Consider the following 22,683-nt stretch of genomic DNA (forward strand, 5'->3'; position numbering starts at 1 on the left):
GTTAGATATAGGATAAGCTGTTGAGCGCGGCTTATCCTCTTTTCAATCCACTATGGTGAGAAACGTGGCAATGATTCAAGAGCAAACAGTATATATTGAATTTTAATGCAGTTTTTTCTGTTCTGCCCTTGTCTCGTATTGCTCAATTCGGTAATATACCGCTTTTAAAAGGAGGAGCTAATAATAATGACAACAATCAGTAATGATGCAGGAGATACCACTGCTTCACTAGCCGAAAGCGTGACTCAATCCGTACAAAAATATTTTTCAGAGCTTAAGGGAACTGATCCTGTTGACTTATACCAGTTTGTACTTGAAGAAATTGAGACCCCTCTATTTCGTGCAGTAATGGAACATTGCAAGTATAATCAGTCCCGCGCTGCAATCATGCTGGGAATTAGTCGTGGAACTTTAAGAACTAAATTAAGACGTTATTTTGATGATAAATACGTTGGTACAAGGGATTAAGAAAGATTGATAATAAAAAGGGAGCCTTAGCTCCCTTTTTATTATCAAAGAATATTTCATTTTATTCAGCAAACATGGAGCTTACTGACTCCTCAACATTTACTCGTTTGATTGCTTGAGCTAACATATCAGCAAGACTGACCACTCTGATTTTTTCACAGTTTTGTGCTTCGGCTGATAAAGGAATGGTATCAGTTACTACCACCTCATCAAGACCTGAATGTTTAATATTGTTAACTGCGGGGCCTGACAACACAGGATGTGTAATGTAGGCTCTGACGCTTTTTGCTCCGTTTTTCTTTAATTCATGAGCAGCCGTACAAAGTGTTCCAGCAGTATCTACTATGTCGTCTACAATAATACAGTTTTTATTGGCGGGCTCACCAATAATGTGCATTACTTCTGATTTATTTGGCCCACTACGGCGTTTATCAATAATCGACAGCTCAGCGTCATTCAGTCTTTTAGCAACTGCTCTGGCACGTACAACCCCACCGACATCTGGCGATACGATCATGATATTGTTTAATTTTTGTTTGGTTATATCTTCCAGCAATACCGGAGTTGAGTATACGTTATCAACCGGCATATAAAAGAAACCCTGTATTTGATCCGCGTGCAAATCAACAGTAAGGACCCGACAAATTCCAACTGAAGCCATCATGTCTGCTACCACTTTAGCTGTGATAGGAACACGGGCGGAGCGCACTCGCCTATCTTGGCGTGCGTAGCCAAAATAAGGAACTACAGCTGTAATACGACCAGCAGATGATCTTCTCAGGGCATCCGCCATAATCAGCAATTCCATTAAATTATTATTTGCAGGCGCACAAGTTGATTGGAGGACAAAAACATCTTTACCTCGGACATTTTCTAAAATTTCAACCATAGTCTCTCCATCGCTGAAGGTACCAACGGTGGCTTTGCCAATAGGTATTTGCAAATGTGAGGAAATTTTTAGTGCTAATTCAGGGTTAGCATTCCCTGTAAAAATCATCATCGTGGACATGTGTCAAAAGCCTTAGATTTAGGTTAATCACATAACTTAAACACATAGCAGAAGACAGCCAAAAAGATATTATTATTATTTGAGCGATACGAAGTACGCATCCTTCCAGGTTATCTTCTGCCGTCTGTTTACTTGTACCTAGATTCAACTTCATATTCTAGGTTGAATCAACAAGAAAATGGCAGGGGTGCTAGGATTCGAACCTAGGTATGCAGGGATCAAAACCCTGTGCCTTACCGCTTGGCGACACCCCTATAATTGTAGATTCTTCAATCATCCATGAGTTTATAAATAGTATTCATCCCTGCAATGTGCTGCGTATTTTGCAGTGCTTTTTTATCGATGTCAACTTCAGAAAGCAAATAAATTACAAGAATTAAATTATACAACCCAATTCTTTATCACTACCTTTACCATGACGCCATTTCCTTCAAGGCGAATCATACTTGGTAAATCTATTCCCTTGACCGAAGTATACTTAGTAAAATCAATGGTATAGCCATTTTGCTTTAATTGTATCAGGTGATTGAATTGGTCATGTTTTTCTGATTGGATTCCACCTGGTGCGGGTAAACCTCTTACCCAGTAATACAAATTATTTACTGGAAGTCGAATGCCAGTTTGTTTTAGTAATAACTCATCGGCATTGGTCGAAGTAGTTATTTTGGCGCCATCTTGAAATGTAATAGTATTCCCCTTTTTGCTGATTAGAACGGCTCCACCACCTAATGGCCCCATTAAACGAATTTGGTATGAGTTGGCCCCTTGTTGGACCCAATTCATAGTAGCAGACCATCCTTTCGCTTTGGTTTTTGCAGCCAGAGCCCCTTTAATTTCCCATGAGGAAACAGTGGCTGTTTCGGCTTTACGTTCTTCAAGAGGAATTTCACGGTTTGCAGGCGGCTCTTCAGAGGGTCTTGGGGGAGCGCATGCTGTTAAAAAGCAAATTAAAATGATTGTCAAACGTTTTATCGCATTCATTGCTTACCTCAATTCCATTTTTTTATAGTTTTTCAATTTACAATACGCTAGACTGCTTCTATATGCAAATGGTAATTAACGAGATGAAACAAAAAGCAATCTACCCTGGAACATTTGACCCTGTAACCAATGGCCATATTGATATTATTACTCGGGCCAGCACTATTTTTCCTGAATTGATAGTTGCTGTAGCGAGTAATAAAAACAAGCGGCCTTATTTATCTTGGGAAAGCAGAATTAGTTTACTGGAAGAGTCCGTTGGACATTTAACTGGCGTGAGAGTTGTGGGTTTTGATAATTTGCTAATTGATTTTGTATTAGAACAAAACGCAGGCATTATTTTACGTGGATTGAGAGCTGTTTCTGATTTTGAATATGAATTTCAACTGGCTGGAATGAACAGAAAACTATCTAAAAAGGTAGAGACATTATTTTTAACCCCCGCAGAGCATTTAATGTATATCTCATCCACTTTAGTTCGTGAAATTGCAGCCTTAAATGGTGATATTTCTCAATTTGTTCCACCCAATGTAGTTAGAGAATTAAAAAAGAGACAAAATGAAAGATCATTATAAATGGCTGAGTTGTTTATTTTTTTTTATTTGTAATATTTATCAGGTTAATGCAAAAACATTTCCGCAACACCCGCCTGGATATGCTGTAGCAAGTGCCCACCCCTTGGCAACTCATGCCGGTTTAGAGATTTTGGCAGCAGGAGGAAATGCTTTTGATGCTGCAGTTGCGGTAGCTGCTGCCTTGGCAGTAGTTGAGCCATATCATTCGGGACTTGGAGGAGGAGGTTTTTGGCTACTTCATCAGGAAAAGGAACATTTAAACCTCTTTATTGATGGCAGGGAGGTAGCTCCTCTGGCCGCAAGTAAGGATATGTATTTGGCTCCTGACGGCCAAGTGATCCCCGGCCTTTCTCTAAATGGTGGTTTATCTGCGGCCATACCTGGACAGCCAGCTGCCCTGGTTTATATAGCCAAGAACTATGGACGTCTTCCGCTTAGCAAGACATTAGCTCCGGCTATTAAGCTTGCGGAAGAGGGTTTTCCTGTAGATCCTCAATTTCGTTATTTCTCCACTCTGGATGATAGATTGGAAAACTTGAAGAAATATCCCGATACCGCCGCTATTTTTTTAAAGAATGGTCAGCCTTTTGAAATTGGAGAAAAACTTGTTCAAAAAGATTTGGCAAAAACACTCAGGTTGATAGCCAAGTACGGAAATGCTGGATTTTATTCAGGAGAAACGGCTTCTTTGCTAGTTCAAGGTGTCAATGCGGCAGGTGGAACTTGGTCTCTTGATGATCTGGCTCAATATAAAATTAAAGTGAGGCCACCTTTAATTAGTGCTTATCATAATATGTTAATTATCACAGCTCCTCTGCCTTCGGCCGGTGGAGTGGCATTGGTAACCATGCTCAATATATTATCCAAATTTCCTTTGTCTTCATTTCCCAAATTAAAATGGGTTCATTACGTCGTTGAATCGATGAGATTGGCTTATTGGCAAAGAGATCAATTTCTGGGTGATCCTGATTTTATTAAGGTTCCACTTGATAAATTGATTTCCTCAGATAATGCGAAACAATTAAGCCGCTTGATTTCACCAAATAAAGCGATTGATAGTAAAGTCTTGCAAGGCTCAGTTCCAACGGGAAAACACTCAAATACCTCACATATTTCGATTATTGATACGGAAGGAAATCGTGTTGCTGCAACAATGACAATTAATTACATTTTTGGCTCCAGTGTAGTTGCGAAGGGAACAGGGGTATTATTAAATGATGAAATGGACGATTTTTCTACTAAAGTGGGTGAGCAAAATGTCTTTGGTTTAGTGGGAAGTGAGCGCAATGCCATTGAACCAAGAAAAAGGCCGCTATCCAGCATGGCTCCAACCTTCCTGGAGATGCCAGGGCGTGTAGCTATCCTGGGGACTCCTGGGGGAAGCCGTATTCCTACTATGGTTTTACTTGCCTCACTATTATTTTATGATGGGTATGGAGCTATCAGTATGGTTTCAGCCATGCGATTTCATCATCAATATTTACCAGATGTTTTGCAATTTGAGCCTGATACTTTCCCAAGTTCAATTCAACAGGGTTTACAAGCTATGGGATACCATTTAATGCCATTGAAACAATATTATGGAGATATGCAAGCCATTACATGGGACAAAGAAAGTAATGTCTTAACGGCTGCTTCTGATCCAAGACATATTGGTTTAGCTGCTGCGATATCTAATATGGCATATGGGTATGGGGTTAATTACTAGAATACATTTTTAAAATGAATTGGCCAACTACACTTGGCGCGTAAATTGTTAGTGCTGAATAAAGCAATCAAAATCAATATTTGTTTTATGATTTTTGTTAAGTGTATTTCAATCGCTTATTGAGTTTGTGTAACGCATCGATGACTCCCTGGTTTAAGAGGCGGAGTAATTTAATTCCAAGAGCCTGTTGCTGAATAAAAAGCGATTTACATGGTTCTACCATGATTTCTAACATGGAACAGTTTTCTGTAGCTTGGCAAGTGGCCATACGTTTATTCTCAAGAAATAATGCCATTTGACCAAATACTGACCCGGCCTCCAGTTCTGCAACCATTGAAGTAAAGCCTTCAGCATGCTCATAATAAAGATTGATTTTTCCTTGAATCAGAATAAAACAAGAATGTCCCGCATCACCTTGTTTAAAAAGAATTTCTCCCTTACTTAAGCAAACAGGCGAGGTATAGCGAATTAACATTTCTAATTCCTGATAGGCAAAAGTTCTAAAGATTGCTAATTGATGCATTACTCTTAGTGGGTCAAGATTGCAATTCTTCTCTTGGTGCCCATGCGGTAATAAAGAAATTGTAGAATAAGGTTGATACATGGACTGATATGAAAGGGACTCAGCCAGAAGTTGATTGAGATTATTAAGTGTTGTACAAAGTGTTTTTCCAATCCGCCATAAACTGTCACTATCTTCCCAAAATAGTGGCTTGTCTGACAGGAGGCGTTTAGGAGAAAATACGTCTGCGGGTAACCATGGGGGATTTTTTCCAGTTAATGCAATTTCAGCTGCGGCAAGTCCTGCTGCTGTGGTATAGCTTCCTCCATATCCATTACAGCACATCACAATAATTATTCCTGGAGACAGGTAACCAATAGCGGGTAATTGATCAGGTGTAAAAGCTAAGGCGCCAACCCATTCGGTTGAAAATGGTCTCCCTTTAAGGTTCGGGAAATACTTATCTCTTTGCTGCACAATAAGATCATGAACTTTTTTTGAACGCTTACGATAATAAGGGTTTTTCATTGGTCGGTCGTCACCGGCACCAATAAGCAATGGCACCAACCCATTCTTTGATCTGACTCTGGGTTGATTGAGATAGAGCGGTCCATCTTCACTAGTTATTAATCGACCCTTACAGTAATCTGGTGTTGAATCGGTAATTGCAATTTGACTTTGGTGAGGCTTAATCGCTCTCAATTCCGGGAGCAACTCGCTAGTAAATGCGTTTGTTGCAACAATCACTTGCCTAGCCTTAAGCAAACCCATATTGGTTTTCAATTGATGGTATTCTGTATCTATGCTCTTAATTTGTTGAACTTTCACAAACGTATAGAGCTTGATACCACTTTTGATTGCCGCCTTAATCAGACAGCACGTATATTTAAAGGGATTGTAGGTGCCGTCATCTGGAATAAATCGACCTATGAACTTGGAGTTGATGCCGAATTGTTCTCTAATTTTTTTTCGAGACCAAATGTAGATGCGCTCGCCATGTTGGGCAGCCAGAGTGACTTCATCACAAATTGCTTGTTCTTCCTCTTCAGTATGAGCAATGTAGAGCCACCCTTTTGCTGCCAGATCACAATAAATACGTTCTTTTCTGGCAATTTCCTTAAAGCGATTGCGATTTTTTAAAGCAAATTGAAAAACCAGTGAGGCATGGTATTCGCTTTCAATTTGTAATATTGACGGATGAACATGGGGGTAGCATCGTTTTAAAAAACGAAACCGCTCTGAGACTAAACCACTATAGATTCCCACAGAGTTTTCAGGTAATAATTCAAAATTACCTCCATTGCGACCACTGGCTTCAGTGGCTGGATTTCCCTTATCTAACAATACAACAGTAAGGTGTCTTTTCTTGACTGCATCGATCAGATGATATGCGGTAGAAGCGCCAGTTAGACCTGCTCCTATGATTACGATATCTACTTTTTCAGGTAGTTGATCGGTAGATCGATAATGATCGAATGGATGTGGTTCATTTTGCCAAAAGGGTTTATTTGAAAGTGGGATTAAGATTGGGTTAATTGATTTGCCATCAAGTTTATTTAGAAAAAACTGTAGATATCTTGTTGCTTGTTTGACCAAAGTAAAGCGAGATTCAACAAGATTTATTATTAGTTGACAATCAATTAATGTTAATTGATTTTTCTGCAAATCTTTACTTAACTTGTTTATCAGGATGCGAACATCTTTAACTGTTAATGGCCCGGCTTTATCCATTCGGTGTACCAAGTACATTTTGGCTTTCATTTCCAGATCAGAAGAGATATCCCTGTCTTCTTCTATTTTATTAATGCTCATGGCACGGTCATATTGATTTTCTTTTTAAAGTCTAGGTGAAGTTTTAGGAAATTTCAAAACAGTTAGTACCGATATTAAAAGACGGGTAGCCTGGATTGTTTATTCTATTGTAGGAATCAATTTTATTTTTTGTATAACGTGGTCTTTTTTTTATTAGTTATTGTAGGTATTTTTAGTCATCTTTTTCAGCAAACCGGGATGTGAGTTTTTTCAATTCTCCCCAACCAGCTTTTTTATTGATTGATGGGTTTTTTCGATTAATTCCTCTTTATTTTCAATTGAATATTGAGCTGCATCAATAGGCTCGCCAATATGAATTTCTGCTTTTTGATTCAAATGTATATTAAAGGTGCGGGCAGGGAGAATATCAAAAGCTCCGCGAATTCCTATGGGAATTATAGTAGCCTTGGCTTGAATAGCAGTGATAAAACCACCTTTTTTAAATGGGGCTAGTTTGCCATCTTTTGAGCGAGTTCCTTCTGGTGCAATCCATAGAATAATGCCACTCTCCATCAGTTGCTGGGCAAATTCCAAATCCTTTATGGCTTGAAATCTGTTTTTTCTGTCAATAAAAGGGAATTCTGCTGCAGCCATTCCCTTCCCTAAAAGTGGAATTTTGGAGAGTTCTCGTTTGGCAAGCATGCGAATAGAGTTATTAGGGAATGCTTTGAAGCCTAAAGGAATATCATAAGCACTGGAATGATTGCACATAAGGATCGTTGCCTTGCCAGGCTGAGGCTGGACATTATGTGGATTGATTACTTTATATTCTACTTTCACAGCATTTAAGAGTTGATCAACCCAATGGTGGATGACTTTATCAACCCATGGCCTCGTAGGGGTGCTAAAAAGATACTTAAATATGGAGCGAGTGCAAGCAACACCTGTGTAATAAAATAGGCGGGTAATTATCCAAAAAGTTTTTAATCGACTTATTTTCATCGTTAGAGCGCATGGGATTATGAGAGGGCCATCATACAACAAGTTGAGGAATACTGGAACGATTCAAATCAAGCCGTGTATTTTAAACCAAAGATAGATATCAGCATTAATACAAGGTATAGCAATCGGAAGACAGATAGATGTTCCTGAAACAGCAGTATTCCCATGATTGCAGTCCCCAGTGAACCTATCCCTACCCATACCGCATAGGCAGTGCCGATAGGTAATGTTTGGGCAGCCTTGGCTAATAAAAACATACTAATAATCAGTGTGGTGGCTGTAAACAGGCTTGGCTGCCATTTCGAAAAACCATCGGTATATTTTAAACCGACAGCCCAACAGATTTCCAAGAGCCCCGCGATAATTAAATAAAGCCAGGGTAGTAGCATAACGACTCCTTTTAGATTGATTAAAGGCGTCGTCTTGTCTTAACCGGGTACGGCGCGTCTCGTCCGGAGATTATTTTATAGCATATCACTGCTTACAAGGAAATAGTATTCCCTGAGTCAAATTGAGCGATATGGTATAGATTATAGCTCAGTCAAAAATAGCTCATTAATAATATGGCAGGATTTTTGCACTTCCATTGCATTGGTGTTTACAATGCCTGCTGCTACGATTAACGCTTTCCATAAAGCCCATGCTTGCCCACGGAACCAAGTGCCTTTGTCTAAAGCAAGCATTTCACGGAAGATTTTTCTGCTGTCTCCTGCAAATAATGTCCAGGTAATAGCAAGATCACACGCCGGATCGCCAACGGACAACTGCCCAAAATCGATAACAGCGCATAATTTCCCATTTTTAACCAGAAGATTACCCGCGCTGATATCACCATGAACCCACACAGGTGTGCCTTGCCAAGAGGTATTCAGAGCGGTTTCCCAAATTTCAGTGGCATGGTCTGTATCAATTTTTCCTTTTAAATAATCGATAGCTTGACGGGTTTCTGGATCATAAATTTTCAAATCTCCACCGCGATAAAAGCTGTGCATCCCAGGTTTGGGGCCACCGGAAGAATCAATTTGATGAAAAGCAGTGAGGAACGTTGCCAGATCTTTTGCGATTTCATTCAGGTTAGATAAATTGGCAGAGACAATCGTTTCTCCTTCAAGCCAACGGTAAATCGACCATTTCCATGGGTATCCTTCGCCAGGCATTCCCTTTGCCAAAGGTGTCGGAATTGGAACAGGTAGCAAGGAAGCCAATTGTGGGAGCCATTGTTGCTCTTTTTCAACCTGCAATTCATATTGCTCGGCACTGGGCAGTCGTACAAGCATATCTTTGCCAAGATGAAACGTCCGGTTATCCCATCCACCGACAGCTACCGGCTTCACAGGGAGATTGGAATAATGGGGGAACTGGCTCGCAATTAAACGACAAACCAGTTTTTCGTCGATAATGAATGGCTGCATCAAAATAATATTTCCAAGTGTTATGATGCAGGAATAATAAGATTATTTTTAAATTTATCCTATCTATTTGTTTATGTTATGAAAACTAGATTGCGTGCAGCCGTTGATTGATATTTTCAATATAAAAGTCCTGATTTTGTTAACTATTGCAGGGTGTCGCATAAAAAAGAGAGTTGATGTATTAAGTTCTGATAATTATGGCAAGTTTGGGAAAGAATCTGATATCAACTGTTTAGATACTTGTTATAAGTCAAGTAATGGCAATTGTACGCTTTGATACGTATTTTCTTGTTTCAATTTAATTCCTATACCTAATAATCGTACTGGCATTCCTCTTCTGGCAAAACCTTCTTGTATCAATTGGCGTAAAACGATTAAATCAAGTTTGTCCATAACTCGTTCAATAGTTGTTTGCTGAAAGTCATTAAACTTCAATTTTACAAATAAATTGTGAATGCCAGAAATTTTACCTGCACGTTGTATTCTTGCTTCAAGGCGCGCCATAAGATCTGGCAAGACTGCCAGGCAAGCTTCACTATTTGGCAAGTCTTTTGGATAGGTTTCTTCAACGCTGATGGATTTTCGAATACGCTCAGGATTGACGGGGCGATTATCAATGCCTCGCGCTAATTCATAAAGTCTTTGACCCATGGTGCCAAATTTTTGTAATAAATATTCAATGGAATATCGCTGCAAATCAGCACAGGTTTTAATATTGAGCGCCCTCAATTTTTCCTCCATCTTGGGCCCTACGCCAAATAACTTGCGTACTGGTAAATCAAGAACAAATGCGCTAACGTCCTCAGGTCTAATAACCATTTGCCCATTCGGTTTATGCCAATCACTGGCTATTTTTGCGAGACTCTTATTTGGCGCAATGCCCGCACTCGCAGTGAGTTGTCTTGCTTGATAAATTCGGGCGCGTATTTCTTCAGCAATCCAGGTGGCGCTTCCCTGGCATTGTGTGGATTCAGTGACATCCAGATAGGCTTCATCTAATGATAAAGGTTCAATGAGGTCCGTATATTCTGTTAATAGGGATCTAATATATTGGCTTTCCTTTTGGTATACATCCATACGTACTGGCCGCAAGATTAACTCTCGGCAAAGTTTAAGCGCATGGGCTGTTGGCATTGCAGAGCGTATGCCAAATTGGCGGGCAGCATAGTTACAGGTCGCTATAACTCCACGACGTTTTGCATCCCCGCCTACAGCGATAGGTTTATTTGCCAGCTCAGGGAAATCACGCATTTCAATTGCCGCATAAAAACAGTCCATATCAATATGGATAATTTTTCTAATCGGATTCATTTTTCAATCACAGATTGCAATAACAGAGATTTCATATTAGGCCTTAGCCGACTTTCTTGAAGCTGTAAAGTTTAGTCTACAGAATAACTATTTTTTACTTTATTTAGATATCAATATAAGATTGTAATCAAAAGAAGCAACCAAGCTATTTTCCGTGAGTTACACTTCCCATACATTTGTATAGTTTAAGTTAATAGTTGAGTTTTAAAACCTGTTTTTAAATTTAAATCGCCGTTGTGATAACTTAATTGAATCAATAATTATAAAATGGTACCTTAATATTCTATTGACGAAAGGGTTCGTGAGTTTTTGCGGGTGTAGTTCAATGGCAGAACCTCAGCTTCCCAAGCTGATGGCGTGGGTTCGATTCCCATCACCCGCTCAATAAAAGAATGTGACATGTCTTCATAGAGCCCATCAAGCGATACTCATAGAAAATTTAACGATCATCCAGGCTCATCATTAAAAAACCACAGAATGCCGCATTGCTGGGCGCTAGTGATTTTTCAATTTTTGTTTTCATTTGGTTAATGATATTCCTATAAGATTCATAGAACTCCCAGGAAGGGGTTGGGTTATATACAATATCAAGGTTCAGTTCTTTAATGATATTTTTGGTTGTTGTAGGTTTTATAAACACATCCACTTCAGGATTGAAGTAAGCCTGAAAAATAGTCATTAAAGTCCACTTCGCCAGTTTCTCTCTTTGAAATTGAAAAAGAAGCTCTTCAAAGCCTTCCTGTTCATTTCCATACAAAAGTTCTTTTAATCCTTTTGCAATAAGTACTTTATCGTTTGGAGGAGTTCTTTTAATAAAATCTCTAAATTTAGGTTTTTCAAATATTGAAATCAGAGATGACTGAGTAACAATTTTCAACATGGAATTTGTTATTTCATCAGGGTTTTTAAAATTTTGCTTGGCAAAACTCCCTTGAGCCAAAGCAACCATCTTATCCATTTTATGTTTTTTACCCATTTCAATCATTTCAGGGTGGTAGAAACCGCCTGGATATCTTTCCAGAAAATTAGAGGCTGCTTTTTTAAGTTTTTTAATATCCATAAATTAACCTTTTGTCACAACAACAGAATCAATTAAGAAACAAAAATGGTTCCAGGTGGCCATTATTAAACTTATTATGTAATGATTGGCTGGCAATGTGGGCAAAATGCGGAGTGGCGCCCGGCAATCACGACAGTTTCTATTTTATTTTCACATACCAAACAGGGGAGATTTTTCCTGCCATAAACCTTTAAAGCAAAACGAAAGTACCCTGGTTTACCATCAGAAGAATAGAAATCACGAAGTGTCGTCCCTCCAGCCTCTATGGCAGATTCAAGTATCTTTTTGATGTGACCAGTCAGAGAATTGAATTCTTCTGTAGTTATCTTTTTTGCAGAGGTATTTGGATGGATTTTGGCAAGAAAAAGACTCTCTGCCGCATAAATATTCCCTATCCCGACAACAATTTGACTATCCATAATAAATGACTTGATGGATTGCGATTTATTCGCAGCTTTACGTAATAAGTACTCGCTATTAAAGTCATCAGACAGAGGTTCCGGGCCTAAATGTGCCAGCAGTGGGTGTTGGTAAGGATTTTCATCAATGTAAATAAATAAGCCAAATCTTCTAGGATCGCAGAATCTGAGAGCAAGCCCATTATTAATGTGCAGATCAACATGATCATGTTTTTGAGGATTTGCTGTCTGGGATACGATACGCAAATGTCCGGACATTCCAAGATGGATGAGAAGATAACCTTTATCCATATGAAGTAAGATGTATTTTCCTCTACGGGTAATAGCTGTTATATGCTTTCCTTGGCATAATTCATTCAGGTTTAGAGGTACTGGTAATCTAAGTTTTCGATTACGCACTTGCACTGCGGTAATCATACGGCCTTCAAGATGGGGTTTAATACCTTGCTTTGTTGTTTCGACTTCGGGTAATTCAGGCATTATTTTTTATCATCATGTTCTATAATTCTTCCTTGTTCTTTCTGGGATGATTTGCTGGGGAAGAAATATTCCTTAGCTAAGGCCCCAAGCCAGAGTATTCCACCGATGATTACGCCCCAAATGGCCACATAAAAAAACATGAACAATAAGGCTATAACTATTGCGATCCCAACACCAATCACTATAAAAGGCACAATATTTTCAATCAATTTCTGAACTTTATCGCTCATGTCTATATCCTGATAAAATAAGATGAGTAAATTTATTATCGACTACATCATGAAATCATGCAATGAAATGATAAAAAATGTGTTATCATTACACATATATTGATTCTATAATTTAGGAATAAAATACATTCACTCTTAAATTATAGTTATTTTTATAATTCCGTACAATGTGGGGTTATTATGGTATTCGGCTTTTTAAACCTATCTTTCTGGGGATATGTTCTTGCAACTTTTATCCTGACTCAAATCACAATTGCATCTGTTACTATCTATCTGCATAGGAACCAGACTCATAGAGCGCTAACATTACACCCTGTGGTCAGTCATTTTTTCCGTTTTTGGTTATGGTTAACTACGGGTATGGTTACTGCGGATTGGGTTGCTATCCATCGCAAGCACCATGCAACAACTGATGTTGAGGGAGACCCTCATAGCCCAGTGGTTGAGGGAATCAGGAAGGTATTTTGGCAAGGCGCTGAACTTTACAGAGAGGCACGCAAGGACAGGGATATGGTTGCCAAATATTCTCATGGCACGCCAACCGATTGGATAGAGCGTAATGTCTACTCGCGCCATTCAAGTAAAGGTATTTTGCTGATGTTATTACTGGATTTATTTTTCTTCGGGATTCCTGGAATGACTGTATGGGCAATCCAAATGATGTGGATTCCGCTGTTTGCTGCGGGAGTCATCAATGGCATCGGCCATTATTGGGGATACAGGAATTTTGAATGTCCTGATGCTGCTACTAATATCATTCCCTGGGGATTTTGGATTGGTGGAGAAGAGTTACATAATAATCATCACACTTTTGCGTCCTCAGCCAAATTTTCAGTGAAATGGTGGGAGTTTGATATTGGTTGGATGTATATTCGCATTCTTTCCTTGTTCGGTTTGGCCAAGGTAAAAAAATTACCTCCCAAATTGGCTATGGATGAAGGAAAATTCCATGTTGATCTGGATACTGTGAGAGCAGTTATTTCAAATCGTTTTCAAGTGATGTCTAATTACTATAAGAATGTCATCAGACCTATTTTGAAGTATGAAAAAAATACCGGCATTGAGACAAAAGAAGACAAGAAATTGTTTCAACGGGCAGGTAGATTACTGCGTCGAGAGGATAAGCTATTATCGACAAAAGCTAAAACTCGTTTGCAAAAACTGCTCGATGCCCGCGAACAGTTGAGAGTGGTTTACTCTTACAAGCAATCATTACAAAATGTTTGGCTGAAAACAGCAACGACTCAAAAAGAATTAGTAGAAGCTCTGCAGCAATGGTGCCGCCAGGCAGAGGAATCGGGTCTTGATGTGCTGAAACAGTTTGCTCAACAATTGAAAGGCTACGTACCGGTATATACCAGGGAGTGATGTTTTTGCACTCCCCATCAATGCACAATGCAGCTAATATTTTAGTGGTGGCATATAAAATCATTGGGGAAAACAACAGCAACGCTATTGTTAGAACCATTCAATATGACATTTCCAGCTTTTAATACGCATTGGCCAACAGGTTGAGCATGCTTATTGGTTAAGCCTGTTGGTGTAAAATATTGGGTGGCGCTAATGGTATAAGGCAGTGGAGAACAAATTAATTTCCCTATAGTTTTTGGACTGCTTCCGCCTTGTAAAATAATGGATTTACTAATCCCATCATCATTCGTTACGTTAAACGCCACACTTTGATCAAATTGAACAGGGGGAGTGGAAACAGCCACTTGAACTTCGCATGAATCATCTTTGGCAAAACCATATGGTGAAAGTGTCAATGTGACTACGGATAGTGTTGTAACTAAAAATTTATTAAACATAATACCCTCATTTTCTGAATGCTACTTCTAATATTAAAAAACACTTATATTACGATGCTTACTTAAAAGCAGATTTAGGGTATCTTCATTCGATTTGTAATGCAAATTAGTCATCATTAATACATTTATATCAGATCCGTAACATGATCAAAAATAAAGTAGCTGAATTATTATCACCAACTTAGTATTATATATATGTCATTGACAAGAAAGTGAAATTAGATTGTAGTAATGTAATGTTACCTAGCAACAAAAGGAGTTGTCGATGGATAAAATGATAGCGATTGTAACTGGGGGAACAGGCGGTATTGGTTCTGCTATTAGTCAGCGCTTAGCTGATAGTTACCAGGTTGTGGCATGCTACTATAAAGATGGAAGACATGAAGAAGCAAAAAAATGGCAAGATGAGCAAAGGCAACTTGGTTATGACATTGATATCGTATATGGAGATATAGCTCAATATAGTGATTGCGAAAAAATCACATCCCTGGTGATGGAGCGTTATGGCCGTATAGATGTTTTGGTTAACAACGCAGGCATTACTAAAGACTGCAGTTTAAGAAAAATGACACCTCAACAATGGCAACAGGTTTTAGACGCCAACTTGACCAGTGTATTCAATATGACGCGCAATGTCGTTCCAGTGATGTTGGAAAGAGGTTATGGACGTATCGTCAGTATATCTTCAATCAATGGAAGAAAAGGGCAGTTTGGCCAATGCAATTATGCTTCCACCAAGGCGGCTTTATTTGGTTTTACCAAGAGTCTTGCATTAGAAGTAGCAAGTAAAGGTATTACGGTAAACACAGTGTCGCCTGGGTATATTGAAACTCCTATGCTCGCTGCATTGAAAGAAGATGTACTCAATTCAATCATATCCAGTATTCCTGTTGGTCGATTGGGATACCCAAAAGAAATTGCAGATGCCGTTGCATTTTTAGCATCACCAGATAGCGGATTTATTACGGGGGCAAATCTGGACGTCAATGGTGGTCAGTATATGTAGTCAGAGTTTGATTCACCGATTAAGAATCTCAAGAGGTTTTGTGAACATATTATTTACTGTTCGCAAGGCACCTTGGGATTTTGAAAAAGTGGCTGCGATCACCGTTAACAATGAATAAAATATAAGCTCCAATTTTAAATCATCAATTGGGGATAGGGAAAAACTAATAGAGAAATTCATGCTGAATAATAATGTGGTATTAATTACTGGTGGAACAGGTGACATTGGTACGGCTGTTGCAAAACAACTGGATTCAACTTTTAAACATGTCATTGCTTTGGATTTGGTTTCCTATGATGAGGGTGAAGCATGGCTTCATGATTTGAAGACACAAGGCTATAAAAATATTAATTTCAGGCATATGGATGTAACTGATTATGAGCAATGTGCTGAAGTAATAGGCTTAATTATTGAAGAGTTTGGTGGTATTGATGTGCTGATTAATAATGCTGGAATTACTCGAGATGCTGTGTTTACCAAAATGACCAAAAGGCAATGGGATGAAGTGTTACGTGTCAATCTTGATGGAATGTTTAATGTAACTAAACAAGTAGTAGAGAGTATGAAAGCTCAGGAGTCAGGCCGAATAGTGAATGTGTCTTCGGTTAATGCCCAGAAAGGGCAATTTTCCCAAGCCAATTATGCTGCTTCAAAGGCTGGAGTATATGGTTTTACCAAAAGTCTTGCCCAGGAACTAATGATTAAAAATATTACAGTAAACAGTATTTCTCCTGGTTACGTTAATACTCGTCTGATGAAAGGTATTAGACCAGATATTCTGGAGGGGATTATTAATTTGATACCCGCAAAAAGATTGGCAGAGCCACAAGAAATTGCTTGGGCTATTGAATTTCTGATTAGTGAGAAAAGTCGATATATCACGGGAGCAAATCTTAGCGTTAATGGTGGTTTGCATATGTATTAACTTTTTTAACCTTGAAAGAATTTGTAAAAGAAGTGTGAAAGATTTACTCTTGGGCTTAAAGAAGCAAACTATACCAATTTTGCACATCATTTTATAATTATATTTCTATATCTGATACTTGAGAAAATAATGACTCGACTTATAAAAAAATACAAAAATCGAAGACTGTATGATACTGAAATTAGTCAATATATTACTGTTGAGCAACTACAAAAGTATGTTGTAGATGGTATTGATTTCAAGATAGAAGATTCAGAGACAGGAAAGGATTTAACTAATTCGGTTCTGTTGCAAATTATAGTGGAAATGGAGGCGGGACCAACGCAATTTTTGTCTTCAGAAATTTTACGTCAAATCATTTCATTAGCTAATCATCCAATGCATGTTTCCTTTAAGGAAATGATGGAACAAATGTTTCATGCAATGGACAAACCTTTACAAAACAATCCTTACCAGCAAGCGACTGAAGCCTGGAATAAGCAAATGCAACAAATGGTGCATCAATGGCAAAAAATGTTTAAAGTCTAAAAATTCCTCCCAAACTTTTTTGTAGTTAATAGAACGTTTCGTTTTACGAGTTTTACTGGTGATTTGGAAAGCGCAATACACATCAAAAATCCATGAATTTAATCGTGATTTTTGGTGCACTGCAAAAAATAATTAGATAAGATATTGACAAACAATAAAGATAAGGTCTACTATTATATTGTGCAGTGCAACAATATGGAGAATATTATGACTCAATACAATTTTGAAAGATGGAGTGAAATGGCAAAAAAAATACAAGAGCCTTTCCAGGCCATTGCTGAACTGAATGTTAAAACCCTGCAAGGGTTAAGTTATTTGAAGCCTGATGAACTGGCTCAAGTTAAAAAGCCCGAAGAAATGCTGGAAAAACAAATTAATTTGGCAGTGGAAAATGGCCACAAGGCTTTGGATTATATGCAAAAATCATTTCAAATTATTGAAAAAGCTATGTTAAGTTTTGTACAAGAAGCTAAAAAAACAACTGCTGAAGTAAAGAAATAATTCCTTTAAAAGGCTTATTTGATCAAAATAAGCCTTTTCTATTTTCATATCATTGAGCATATTTCCAGCCGCCAACTGCTAGATAATACCCAAGCGAGTCAATTAAAATAGAAATCGATTTTTTTATTAAGAAACACGAGTATCTCGTTAATAAAAACACTGGCTATTTCATGAAATAAATAATGGTTATACGCGCGTAATTACGCAAAACTATAGGTTAACCATTAAGATATTAATTTATAAGCTATCGAATATCAAAAAGCTGGCACCCATTGGATACTGGTTTTTCAGGCAATACAACTTGAATATTAATCCCTTTTATAGTTGGGCTACTGCGTGCTTTATCAAGGTAATCAATTAAGGATACATCAACTACTTTACCATATTGAGAAGAGGCTTGCCGAAAAAACAGTTCGTTATTAATCCAAATAGCAAAGCCTAAATGCGAAATATCTAATTCTGTCCCTATTTGTTGGCGTAAGTCCCAATTGGGTCTGATAATTTCGATAACAGCCCCGTTAGGAATTTGGGAAAATAAATGCAGGTTAGGTTTATTCTCTGAAAACAAGGCAGTGAACGGAATATAAGGGACATTAGAAAGAGAAGTTTCCAGCGTTTTACCTTTGGCCTTTAGTTCCACAAGACGTTTTTCCTGCTCATTTTTATCTTGTTTTTGCAATCGAATGGTATCGATCGTTTTATGATTATACCATTGTGGTTTGTTGATTAAGGCATTAGCATAAAGAGCAACAGGCTGCTTTTTTTCATTTCTGATAGAGAAGGTAATGTCTTTAAGTAAACCTCTCTTCTGGTTATAGTTATTCCAGTCTATAGAGGTAAAATGATTTCTGTTGATATAAGATCTTTTTCCATTTTTATAGCGAGTATGTTTTAAACACTCCTGGAATGATTCCAGGGAGTTAGCTAAGGCTAGAGAAAGTACTGTATTGACATAGGTATCACAATCAAAGCCATCAACTCGATATCTGGGAAATTGGTCATAACGAGCATTGGGACCTTCGCCCAAAGAGCCAAGAATATATTTTGTCCCTTTAAAGTATGCGCTGATCTGGCTAATTCTATCTGCCATAGAAGTGTTCGGCATGGTATTGAGTGTGTGATATAGTTTCCTAATTGAAGAATTAGCCTGTTCTTCAATAGCAGCTGAGTTAGTGGTAATCGCAGGGGCGGGTGGGGCTAAACCTGTATCAGTTTGTTCCTTAATGTTGGTTGTTTGGCTGCTATAACTGGAAAGGCTGGTGATAAAAAAAGCGAAATATATTAAGTATCTGAAGGGATTGTAAGTATGTTTCATAAGTCCTGATTGGTATTTTAAATCTAATTTTGGTTACATATTAACCTTTTTCAGAGGTTGGAGGCAATAATGCTCAATCTAATATGGTTAGGAATGATACTGATTTCAGTGGTGGTTGGAGTTATTGAGGGGCGTATTGACGAGGTGGTAAGAGCAGTTACTGACTCTGCCAAGCTGGGATTTGAGTTAGCGCTTGGTTTGGCTGGGATAATGACTTTCTGGTTAGGAATAATGTCGGTTGCTACAGAATCAGGTTTAGTTTCTATTTTAGGTAAAGTACTCAAACCGGTGTTAAAGCGATTATTTCCTGATATACCTGTTGAGCATCCTGCAATGGGAGCAATGGTAATGAATATTGCTGCGAACATGTTGGGTCTTGCTAATGCCGCGACCCCTTTTGGATTGCAGGCAATGAAAGAATTGCAGAGCCTTAATCAGAATTTGAAAGTTGCCACGAATTCCATGTGTACTTTCTTGGCAATAAACACTTCCAGTGTGCAATTAATTCCAGTCACCGCTATCGCATTTCTTGCTGCAAACGGGAGCACAAACCCAAGTAGTGTGGTCTTCACTTCTTTGATCGCGACTACTGTTTCTACTCTGGTAGCTATCGTTGCTGTAAAACAATTGGCTAAATTACCGCGATTTAAAATTGAAAGGACAGACAGCTTATGAATGGATTCGCTAATCATTTATCCAATTGGTTGTTTTTGACTTTCATCGTTGGTATCCCTTTGTACGCTGCAATTAAAAAAGTAAATGTATTTGATGCTTTCATAATTGGAGCAAAACAAGGTTTTGATGTGAGCGTAAAGCTTATACCTTATTTAGTTGCGATGATGGTTGCCATTGGCATGCTAAGAGCTTCAGGTTTTTTTTCCTTAATGAGTCAGATCTTATCGCCAGCGTTGACTATGATAGGAATGCCTTCCGAATTATTACCTTTAGCTCTTATTAGACCATTCTCTGGAAGTGCTTCAACAGGAGTTATGGCAGAGCTGATTCATAAATACGGAGGAGATTCATTCATCGCAAAAACCGCAGCAACAATGATGGGAAGTACAGAGACTACTTTTTATGTGATTGCCGTTTATTTTGGGTCTGTGGGTATCAGAAGAACAAGACATGCTATTCCTGCCGGATTATTGGCAGATTTAGCTGGAATCATTGCCTCGGTTTTGATTTGTCGATATTTATTTACATGATATAAGATTTTTTTAACACAAAAAGAGTAACGTTATGTTTGAATTACTTGGAGCTTACTCGCTTTATAAAGAAGTGTCTGCTGTCATTTAGATTAGGTATTGGGGTATGGAAAAATCCAACGCACAGTTTTTATCCAACGTTAACTTTCTTTTTCCCTTTACTTGCTAATTGCGCTTGCTCGAAAAGTTTTAGACGGGCTAAAAGTGTACTGGCTTTTGCTTTGAATGCTGCCATTTCTCTTGCTGGTACTGGTGCTGCAGTAGGCAAGCTTATTGTAGTTGGGTTTCTTGGCTGATTATTGACATGAAGCTCATAATGGCAATGAGGTCCGGTTGCCAGGCCGGTTTGTCCTACATAACCAATTACTTGACCTCGTTTTACTCTACTGCCTTTTGATAGACCTTTCTGGAATTTGAGTAAATGCCCATAAATAGTGCTGTATGTTTTATCATGCTTAATTTTAATCATATTGCCATATCCGTTATGCCTATCGATGATTGTAATAACCCCATCGCCGGTAGCATGTATTGGTGTTCCAATCGGGGCAGCCAAATCGATACCTTTGTGCGCTCGTCTGTAATGAAGAATTGGGTGGTATCTCGATAAAGCAAAAGTCGAGCTTATATGGCTAAATTTAATTGGATATCGAGTGAAGGCTTTTTTAAAGCTGGTGCCTTGTGGGGTAAAATAGTCTTGCTCACCATGAGCGTTAGTATGACGTATTGCTTGATAAGTTTTTCCACGATTAGTATACGTTACTACCAGAATGTCTCCTACTCCAACCATTTTATCTTCAATGTAATAAGCATCATAAATTATCGAGAATTGATCTCCGGAGCGCAAAGATCTGGAAAAATCAATTTCTTTGTTAAAGATAGTGGTCATTTGACGGACTAATTTTGAGGGGATGTTAAATCGTTGGGCTGTTGTATACAAAGAACCTTGGACTGTTGCAGTCACATAACGATTTTGAGTGGTTGTTTTTTTTGAGTCAATTTTGGTTTTGTATATTTTCCCTGCGCGATAAACTGTTAGTGTTTGAATGGTGTTTACAGGAACAATTAATTTTTCCAATTTATTTTTTTTAATTAAAAATTGTAATTTCTGGTTGGGTTTGATTCTTGTAAGCATCTTGGCGTGCGGGTTATTTTTTATCACATCATTTAAATTTTGCGCGGTTAGTCCTAGCCTATGGAAAATGGTCGCCATAGAATCTCCTGAATGAGGATTGACTATTTGCCATTCATTATCTTTTTTTACATGACTTGTATTGATTGGTTTGTCTTGCTGATCTTGCTTTGTTTGCATAGGTTTTGTAGCAGATTTAATATCAGGTTTTTCATGCGGAATTTCCGTGGAAGCTTCAGCAGGTATATCTCTTGATAACTCGTCTGATAGTTCGGGGTATAAATCAGTTTGGTCAGCATAACTGCTTCGTTTAGGGTGTGAAAAATTTTTCACTAGCAAATACGGAAGCGAAAAGGCAAATACCAACGCAAAAAACGCTAATAGCTTTGATGAGTTACCAGATTTTCTTTTTGGTATATTCGGTCTTTTATCCATTTTTTGCCTATATTGCCGTCATCTGAAAAATGCTGCTATTTAAATTTCAATCAATATATCACAGTCATTATTTGGAAGTGACCGCTACCTTGAGTCAACTAAATCGACTCTTATTTGGATATTTTGTTATATTTTTCTCAATTTAGAGTAATAAATTATCTCAAAATGTATCATTTGGTATAGCAGGAAATTGCTAACCGGGCTAAGATACTCGCTGCGAGAAGATAGGTCAATCATTTATACGGGTTTTAATGACATGATAGTTCAAGATTCAGTTTGTTCCGAATTAATGCGGGGGTGTGAGGAAATTCTTCCTGTACCTGAGTTGGAGAAGAAATTACAAAAAGGTATCCCATTGAAAATAAAGGCAGGTTTTGATCCAACAGCGCCAGATCTTCATTTGGGACATACTGTACTGCTTAATAAATTGAGGCAGTTTCAGCAATTTGGTCATGAGGTTATTTTTTTGATTGGTGATTTCACAGCCATGATTGGTGATCCGACTGGAAAAAATGTAACCCGAATGCCATTGAGTCAGGAAACGGTTCTGGAAAATGCAAAGACCTACCAACACCAGGTATTTAAAATTCTTGACCCTGATAAGACTACTGTGGCTTTCAATTCACAATGGCTTAATAAATTTAATGCGGTTGATTTGATTCGACTGGCTGCAACACATACAGTGGCAAGAATGCTGGAACGAGATGATTTCAATAAACGTTATACTACAGGACAGCCTATCGCAATTCACGAATTTTTGTACCCGCTGTTACAAGGTTATGATTCGGTGGCATTAAAAGCTGACGTTGAACTTGGCGGTACTGATCAGAAATTTAATTTATTGATGGGTAGAGAATTACAGAAGCATTATGGCTTTGAGCCTCAAGTTGTCATGATGACACCATTGATAGAGGGTTTGGAT

At 38.3% G+C, this 22,683-nt stretch carries 24 protein-coding genes, 2 tRNA genes and 1 riboswitch (1 of these 27 only partly in view); of the genes, 12 read left to right on the top strand and 14 right to left on the bottom strand.

Annotation, left to right across the window (positions count from 1 at the left end; all coding sequences use genetic code 11):
* Positions 1-186 precede the first annotated feature (186 nt).
* Positions 187-468, top strand: a complete 282-nt coding sequence (locus LPG_RS02700; protein ID WP_010946289.1) for a helix-turn-helix domain-containing protein — start codon at positions 187-189, stop codon at positions 466-468.
* 61 nt (positions 469-529) lie between these two features.
* Here the strand turns inward: LPG_RS02700 and LPG_RS02705 are convergent, their stop codons facing one another.
* From LPG_RS02705 to lolB, 3 genes are all read right to left on the bottom strand, one after another.
* Positions 530-1,477 (bottom strand): ribose-phosphate pyrophosphokinase, encoded by a 948-nt coding sequence (locus tag LPG_RS02705; RefSeq protein WP_010946290.1) that lies wholly within the window; start codon positions 1,475-1,477, stop codon positions 530-532.
* Positions 1,478-1,656: 179 nt separating this feature from the next.
* Positions 1,657-1,731: transfer RNA gene (locus LPG_RS02710), tRNA-Gln, on the bottom strand.
* 127 nt (positions 1,732-1,858) lie between these two features.
* Positions 1,859-2,458: a lipoprotein insertase outer membrane protein LolB gene (lolB, locus tag LPG_RS02715; RefSeq protein WP_010946293.1), complete on the bottom strand. Its 600-nt coding sequence runs from the start codon at positions 2,456-2,458 to the stop codon at positions 1,859-1,861.
* Positions 2,459-2,520: 62 nt separating this feature from the next.
* Here lolB and coaD point away from each other — a divergent pair, with 62 nt between their 5' ends.
* Positions 2,521-3,033 carry a pantetheine-phosphate adenylyltransferase gene (gene coaD / locus LPG_RS02720; RefSeq protein ID WP_011214781.1) on the top strand — a complete coding sequence of 171 codons (513 nt, stop codon included), beginning with the start codon at positions 2,521-2,523 and terminating at the stop codon, positions 3,031-3,033.
* Positions 3,017-4,741: a gamma-glutamyltransferase gene (ggt, locus tag LPG_RS02725; RefSeq protein ID WP_010946295.1), complete on the top strand. Its 1,725-nt coding sequence runs from the start codon at positions 3,017-3,019 to the stop codon at positions 4,739-4,741. Before coaD ends, ggt begins: the two co-directional genes overlap by 17 nt.
* Before the next feature lie 97 nt (positions 4,742-4,838).
* Here ggt and LPG_RS02730 read toward each other — a convergent pair whose 3' ends face one another.
* From LPG_RS02730 to dinB, 5 genes are all read right to left on the bottom strand, one after another.
* Positions 4,839-7,055: an FAD-dependent oxidoreductase gene (locus tag LPG_RS02730; protein WP_010946296.1), complete on the bottom strand. Its 2,217-nt coding sequence runs from the start codon at positions 7,053-7,055 to the stop codon at positions 4,839-4,841.
* Between the two features lie 210 nt (positions 7,056-7,265).
* The gene (locus LPG_RS02735) at positions 7,266-7,997 is read right to left on the bottom strand and encodes a lysophospholipid acyltransferase family protein (RefSeq protein ID WP_015444791.1); all 732 of its coding nucleotides are present in this window, start codon (positions 7,995-7,997) and stop codon (positions 7,266-7,268) included.
* Between the two features lie 68 nt (positions 7,998-8,065).
* Complete coding sequence (locus LPG_RS02740) at positions 8,066-8,386, bottom strand: DMT family transporter (RefSeq protein ID WP_010946298.1); 321 nt, start codon at positions 8,384-8,386, stop codon at positions 8,066-8,068.
* A 23-nt stretch (positions 8,387-8,409) separates the two neighbouring features.
* Positions 8,410-8,473, bottom strand: a riboswitch (guanidine-III (ykkC-III) riboswitch).
* 54 nt (positions 8,474-8,527) lie between these two features.
* Positions 8,528-9,409 (bottom strand): aminoglycoside phosphotransferase family protein, encoded by an 882-nt coding sequence (locus tag LPG_RS02745; protein WP_015444790.1) that lies wholly within the window; start codon positions 9,407-9,409, stop codon positions 8,528-8,530.
* A 243-nt stretch (positions 9,410-9,652) separates the two neighbouring features.
* A complete protein-coding gene (gene dinB / locus LPG_RS02750) occupies positions 9,653-10,720 on the bottom strand; it encodes a DNA polymerase IV (RefSeq protein ID WP_010946300.1) in 1,068 nt (355 codons plus the stop codon).
* A 311-nt stretch (positions 10,721-11,031) separates the two neighbouring features.
* Here dinB and LPG_RS02755 point away from each other — a divergent pair.
* Positions 11,032-11,102, top strand: a tRNA-Gly gene (locus LPG_RS02755).
* Positions 11,103-11,159: 57 nt separating this feature from the next.
* Here LPG_RS02755 and LPG_RS02760 read toward each other — a convergent pair.
* From LPG_RS02760 to LPG_RS02770, 3 genes are all read right to left on the bottom strand, one after another.
* Complete coding sequence (locus tag LPG_RS02760) at positions 11,160-11,780, bottom strand: hypothetical protein (RefSeq protein ID WP_010946301.1); 621 nt, start codon at positions 11,778-11,780, stop codon at positions 11,160-11,162.
* Positions 11,781-11,854: 74 nt separating this feature from the next.
* Positions 11,855-12,679, bottom strand: coding sequence for a bifunctional DNA-formamidopyrimidine glycosylase/DNA-(apurinic or apyrimidinic site) lyase (mutM, locus tag LPG_RS02765; protein ID WP_010946302.1), 825 nt, complete (start codon positions 12,677-12,679; stop codon positions 11,855-11,857).
* Positions 12,679-12,909 (bottom strand): hypothetical protein, encoded by a 231-nt coding sequence (locus LPG_RS02770; RefSeq protein ID WP_011214789.1) that lies wholly within the window; start codon positions 12,907-12,909, stop codon positions 12,679-12,681. The genes mutM and LPG_RS02770 overlap by 1 nt, the downstream gene beginning before the upstream one ends.
* Before the next feature lie 180 nt (positions 12,910-13,089).
* Between LPG_RS02770 and LPG_RS02775 the strand changes: the two genes are divergently transcribed.
* A complete protein-coding gene (locus tag LPG_RS02775) occupies positions 13,090-14,277 on the top strand; it encodes a DesA family fatty acid desaturase (RefSeq protein WP_010946303.1) in 1,188 nt (395 codons plus the stop codon).
* A gap of 41 nt (positions 14,278-14,318) precedes the next feature.
* Here LPG_RS02775 and LPG_RS02780 read toward each other — a convergent pair whose 3' ends face one another.
* Complete coding sequence (locus LPG_RS02780) at positions 14,319-14,717, bottom strand: hypothetical protein (protein WP_010946304.1); 399 nt, start codon at positions 14,715-14,717, stop codon at positions 14,319-14,321.
* A gap of 265 nt (positions 14,718-14,982) precedes the next feature.
* Here LPG_RS02780 and phbB (LPG_RS02785) point away from each other — a divergent pair, with 265 nt between their 5' ends.
* From phbB (LPG_RS02785) to LPG_RS02800, 4 genes are all read left to right on the top strand, one after another.
* Positions 14,983-15,723 carry an acetoacetyl-CoA reductase gene (gene phbB, locus LPG_RS02785; protein ID WP_015444788.1) on the top strand — a complete coding sequence of 247 codons (741 nt, stop codon included), beginning with the start codon at positions 14,983-14,985 and terminating at the stop codon, positions 15,721-15,723.
* A 178-nt stretch (positions 15,724-15,901) separates the two neighbouring features.
* Positions 15,902-16,648 carry an acetoacetyl-CoA reductase gene (phbB, locus tag LPG_RS02790; RefSeq protein ID WP_010946306.1) on the top strand — a complete coding sequence of 249 codons (747 nt, stop codon included), beginning with the start codon at positions 15,902-15,904 and terminating at the stop codon, positions 16,646-16,648.
* Between the two features lie 129 nt (positions 16,649-16,777).
* Positions 16,778-17,176, top strand: coding sequence for a polyhydroxyalkanoate synthesis regulator DNA-binding domain-containing protein (locus LPG_RS02795; RefSeq protein ID WP_010946307.1), 399 nt, complete (start codon positions 16,778-16,780; stop codon positions 17,174-17,176).
* 207 nt (positions 17,177-17,383) lie between these two features.
* Entirely contained in the window at positions 17,384-17,677 is a 294-nt protein-coding gene (locus tag LPG_RS02800) for a phasin family protein (RefSeq protein WP_014843422.1), read from the top strand.
* 244 nt (positions 17,678-17,921) lie between these two features.
* Here the strand turns inward: LPG_RS02800 and LPG_RS02805 are convergent, their stop codons facing one another.
* Complete coding sequence (locus tag LPG_RS02805) at positions 17,922-18,992, bottom strand: DUF1460 domain-containing protein (RefSeq protein WP_010946309.1); 1,071 nt, start codon at positions 18,990-18,992, stop codon at positions 17,922-17,924.
* 69 nt (positions 18,993-19,061) lie between these two features.
* Between LPG_RS02805 and LPG_RS02810 the strand changes: the two genes are divergently transcribed.
* Together LPG_RS02810 and LPG_RS02815 are read left to right on the top strand one after the other, a co-directional pair.
* Positions 19,062-19,667 (top strand): nucleoside recognition domain-containing protein, encoded by a 606-nt coding sequence (locus LPG_RS02810; protein ID WP_011213184.1) that lies wholly within the window; start codon positions 19,062-19,064, stop codon positions 19,665-19,667.
* Positions 19,664-20,197 carry a spore maturation protein gene (locus LPG_RS02815; RefSeq protein ID WP_010946311.1) on the top strand — a complete coding sequence of 178 codons (534 nt, stop codon included), beginning with the start codon at positions 19,664-19,666 and terminating at the stop codon, positions 20,195-20,197. Before LPG_RS02810 ends, LPG_RS02815 begins: the two co-directional genes overlap by 4 nt.
* A gap of 130 nt (positions 20,198-20,327) precedes the next feature.
* On the opposite strand, the gene LPG_RS02820 is transcribed toward LPG_RS02815, so the two are convergent.
* Positions 20,328-21,761, bottom strand: coding sequence for a M23 family metallopeptidase (locus LPG_RS02820; protein WP_010946312.1), 1,434 nt, complete (start codon positions 21,759-21,761; stop codon positions 20,328-20,330).
* Between the two features lie 256 nt (positions 21,762-22,017).
* Here LPG_RS02820 and tyrS point away from each other — a divergent pair, with 256 nt between their 5' ends.
* Positions 22,018-22,683: the 5' portion of a tyrosine--tRNA ligase gene (gene tyrS / locus LPG_RS02825; protein WP_015444785.1), read on the top strand. It continues 540 nt past the right edge of the window; 666 of the gene's 1,206 nt are visible here — the first part of the coding sequence; the start codon lies at positions 22,018-22,020; its stop codon lies off the right edge, out of view.

Source organism: Legionella pneumophila subsp. pneumophila str. Philadelphia 1 (assembly GCF_000008485.1).
In the GTDB taxonomy this organism is placed as follows: Bacteria; Pseudomonadota; Gammaproteobacteria; order Legionellales; family Legionellaceae; genus Legionella; species Legionella pneumophila.

What these genes read in the sequence shown, in the direction of transcription:
- LPG_RS02770 (WP_011214789.1), bottom strand. Translation starts at nt 12,909, where the DNA reads ATGAGCGATAAAGTTCAGAAATTGATTGAAAATATTGTGCCTTTTATA.
- ggt (WP_010946295.1), top strand. Translation starts at nt 3,017, where the DNA reads ATGAAAGATCATTATAAATGGCTGAGTTGTTTATTTTTTTTTATTTGT.
- LPG_RS02780 (WP_010946304.1), bottom strand. Translation starts at nt 14,717, where the DNA reads ATGTTTAATAAATTTTTAGTTACAACACTATCCGTAGTCACATTGACA.
- LPG_RS02795 (WP_010946307.1), top strand. Translation starts at nt 16,778, where the DNA reads ATGACTCGACTTATAAAAAAATACAAAAATCGAAGACTGTATGATACT.
- LPG_RS02705 (WP_010946290.1), bottom strand. Translation starts at nt 1,477, where the DNA reads ATGTCCACGATGATGATTTTTACAGGGAATGCTAACCCTGAATTAGCA.
- LPG_RS02745 (WP_015444790.1), bottom strand. Translation starts at nt 9,409, where the DNA reads ATGCAGCCATTCATTATCGACGAAAAACTGGTTTGTCGTTTAATTGCG.
- LPG_RS02805 (WP_010946309.1), bottom strand. Translation starts at nt 18,992, where the DNA reads ATGAAACATACTTACAATCCCTTCAGATACTTAATATATTTCGCTTTT.
- LPG_RS02735 (WP_015444791.1), bottom strand. Translation starts at nt 7,997, where the DNA reads ATGAAAATAAGTCGATTAAAAACTTTTTGGATAATTACCCGCCTATTT.
- LPG_RS02800 (WP_014843422.1), top strand. Translation starts at nt 17,384, where the DNA reads ATGACTCAATACAATTTTGAAAGATGGAGTGAAATGGCAAAAAAAATA.
- LPG_RS02730 (WP_010946296.1), bottom strand. Translation starts at nt 7,055, where the DNA reads ATGAGCATTAATAAAATAGAAGAAGACAGGGATATCTCTTCTGATCTG.
- dinB (WP_010946300.1), bottom strand. Translation starts at nt 10,720, where the DNA reads ATGAATCCGATTAGAAAAATTATCCATATTGATATGGACTGTTTTTAT.
- LPG_RS02775 (WP_010946303.1), top strand. Translation starts at nt 13,090, where the DNA reads ATGGTATTCGGCTTTTTAAACCTATCTTTCTGGGGATATGTTCTTGCA.
- LPG_RS02810 (WP_011213184.1), top strand. Translation starts at nt 19,062, where the DNA reads ATGCTCAATCTAATATGGTTAGGAATGATACTGATTTCAGTGGTGGTT.
- phbB (WP_015444788.1), top strand. Translation starts at nt 14,983, where the DNA reads ATGGATAAAATGATAGCGATTGTAACTGGGGGAACAGGCGGTATTGGT.
- LPG_RS02700 (WP_010946289.1), top strand. Translation starts at nt 187, where the DNA reads ATGACAACAATCAGTAATGATGCAGGAGATACCACTGCTTCACTAGCC.
- LPG_RS02740 (WP_010946298.1), bottom strand. Translation starts at nt 8,386, where the DNA reads ATGCTACTACCCTGGCTTTATTTAATTATCGCGGGGCTCTTGGAAATC.
- mutM (WP_010946302.1), bottom strand. Translation starts at nt 12,679, where the DNA reads ATGCCTGAATTACCCGAAGTCGAAACAACAAAGCAAGGTATTAAACCC.
- phbB (WP_010946306.1), top strand. Translation starts at nt 15,902, where the DNA reads ATGCTGAATAATAATGTGGTATTAATTACTGGTGGAACAGGTGACATT.
- coaD (WP_011214781.1), top strand. Translation starts at nt 2,521, where the DNA reads ATGCAAATGGTAATTAACGAGATGAAACAAAAAGCAATCTACCCTGGA.
- LPG_RS02820 (WP_010946312.1), bottom strand. Translation starts at nt 21,761, where the DNA reads ATGGATAAAAGACCGAATATACCAAAAAGAAAATCTGGTAACTCATCA.
- LPG_RS02815 (WP_010946311.1), top strand. Translation starts at nt 19,664, where the DNA reads ATGAATGGATTCGCTAATCATTTATCCAATTGGTTGTTTTTGACTTTC.
- lolB (WP_010946293.1), bottom strand. Translation starts at nt 2,458, where the DNA reads ATGAATGCGATAAAACGTTTGACAATCATTTTAATTTGCTTTTTAACA.
- LPG_RS02760 (WP_010946301.1), bottom strand. Translation starts at nt 11,780, where the DNA reads ATGGATATTAAAAAACTTAAAAAAGCAGCCTCTAATTTTCTGGAAAGA.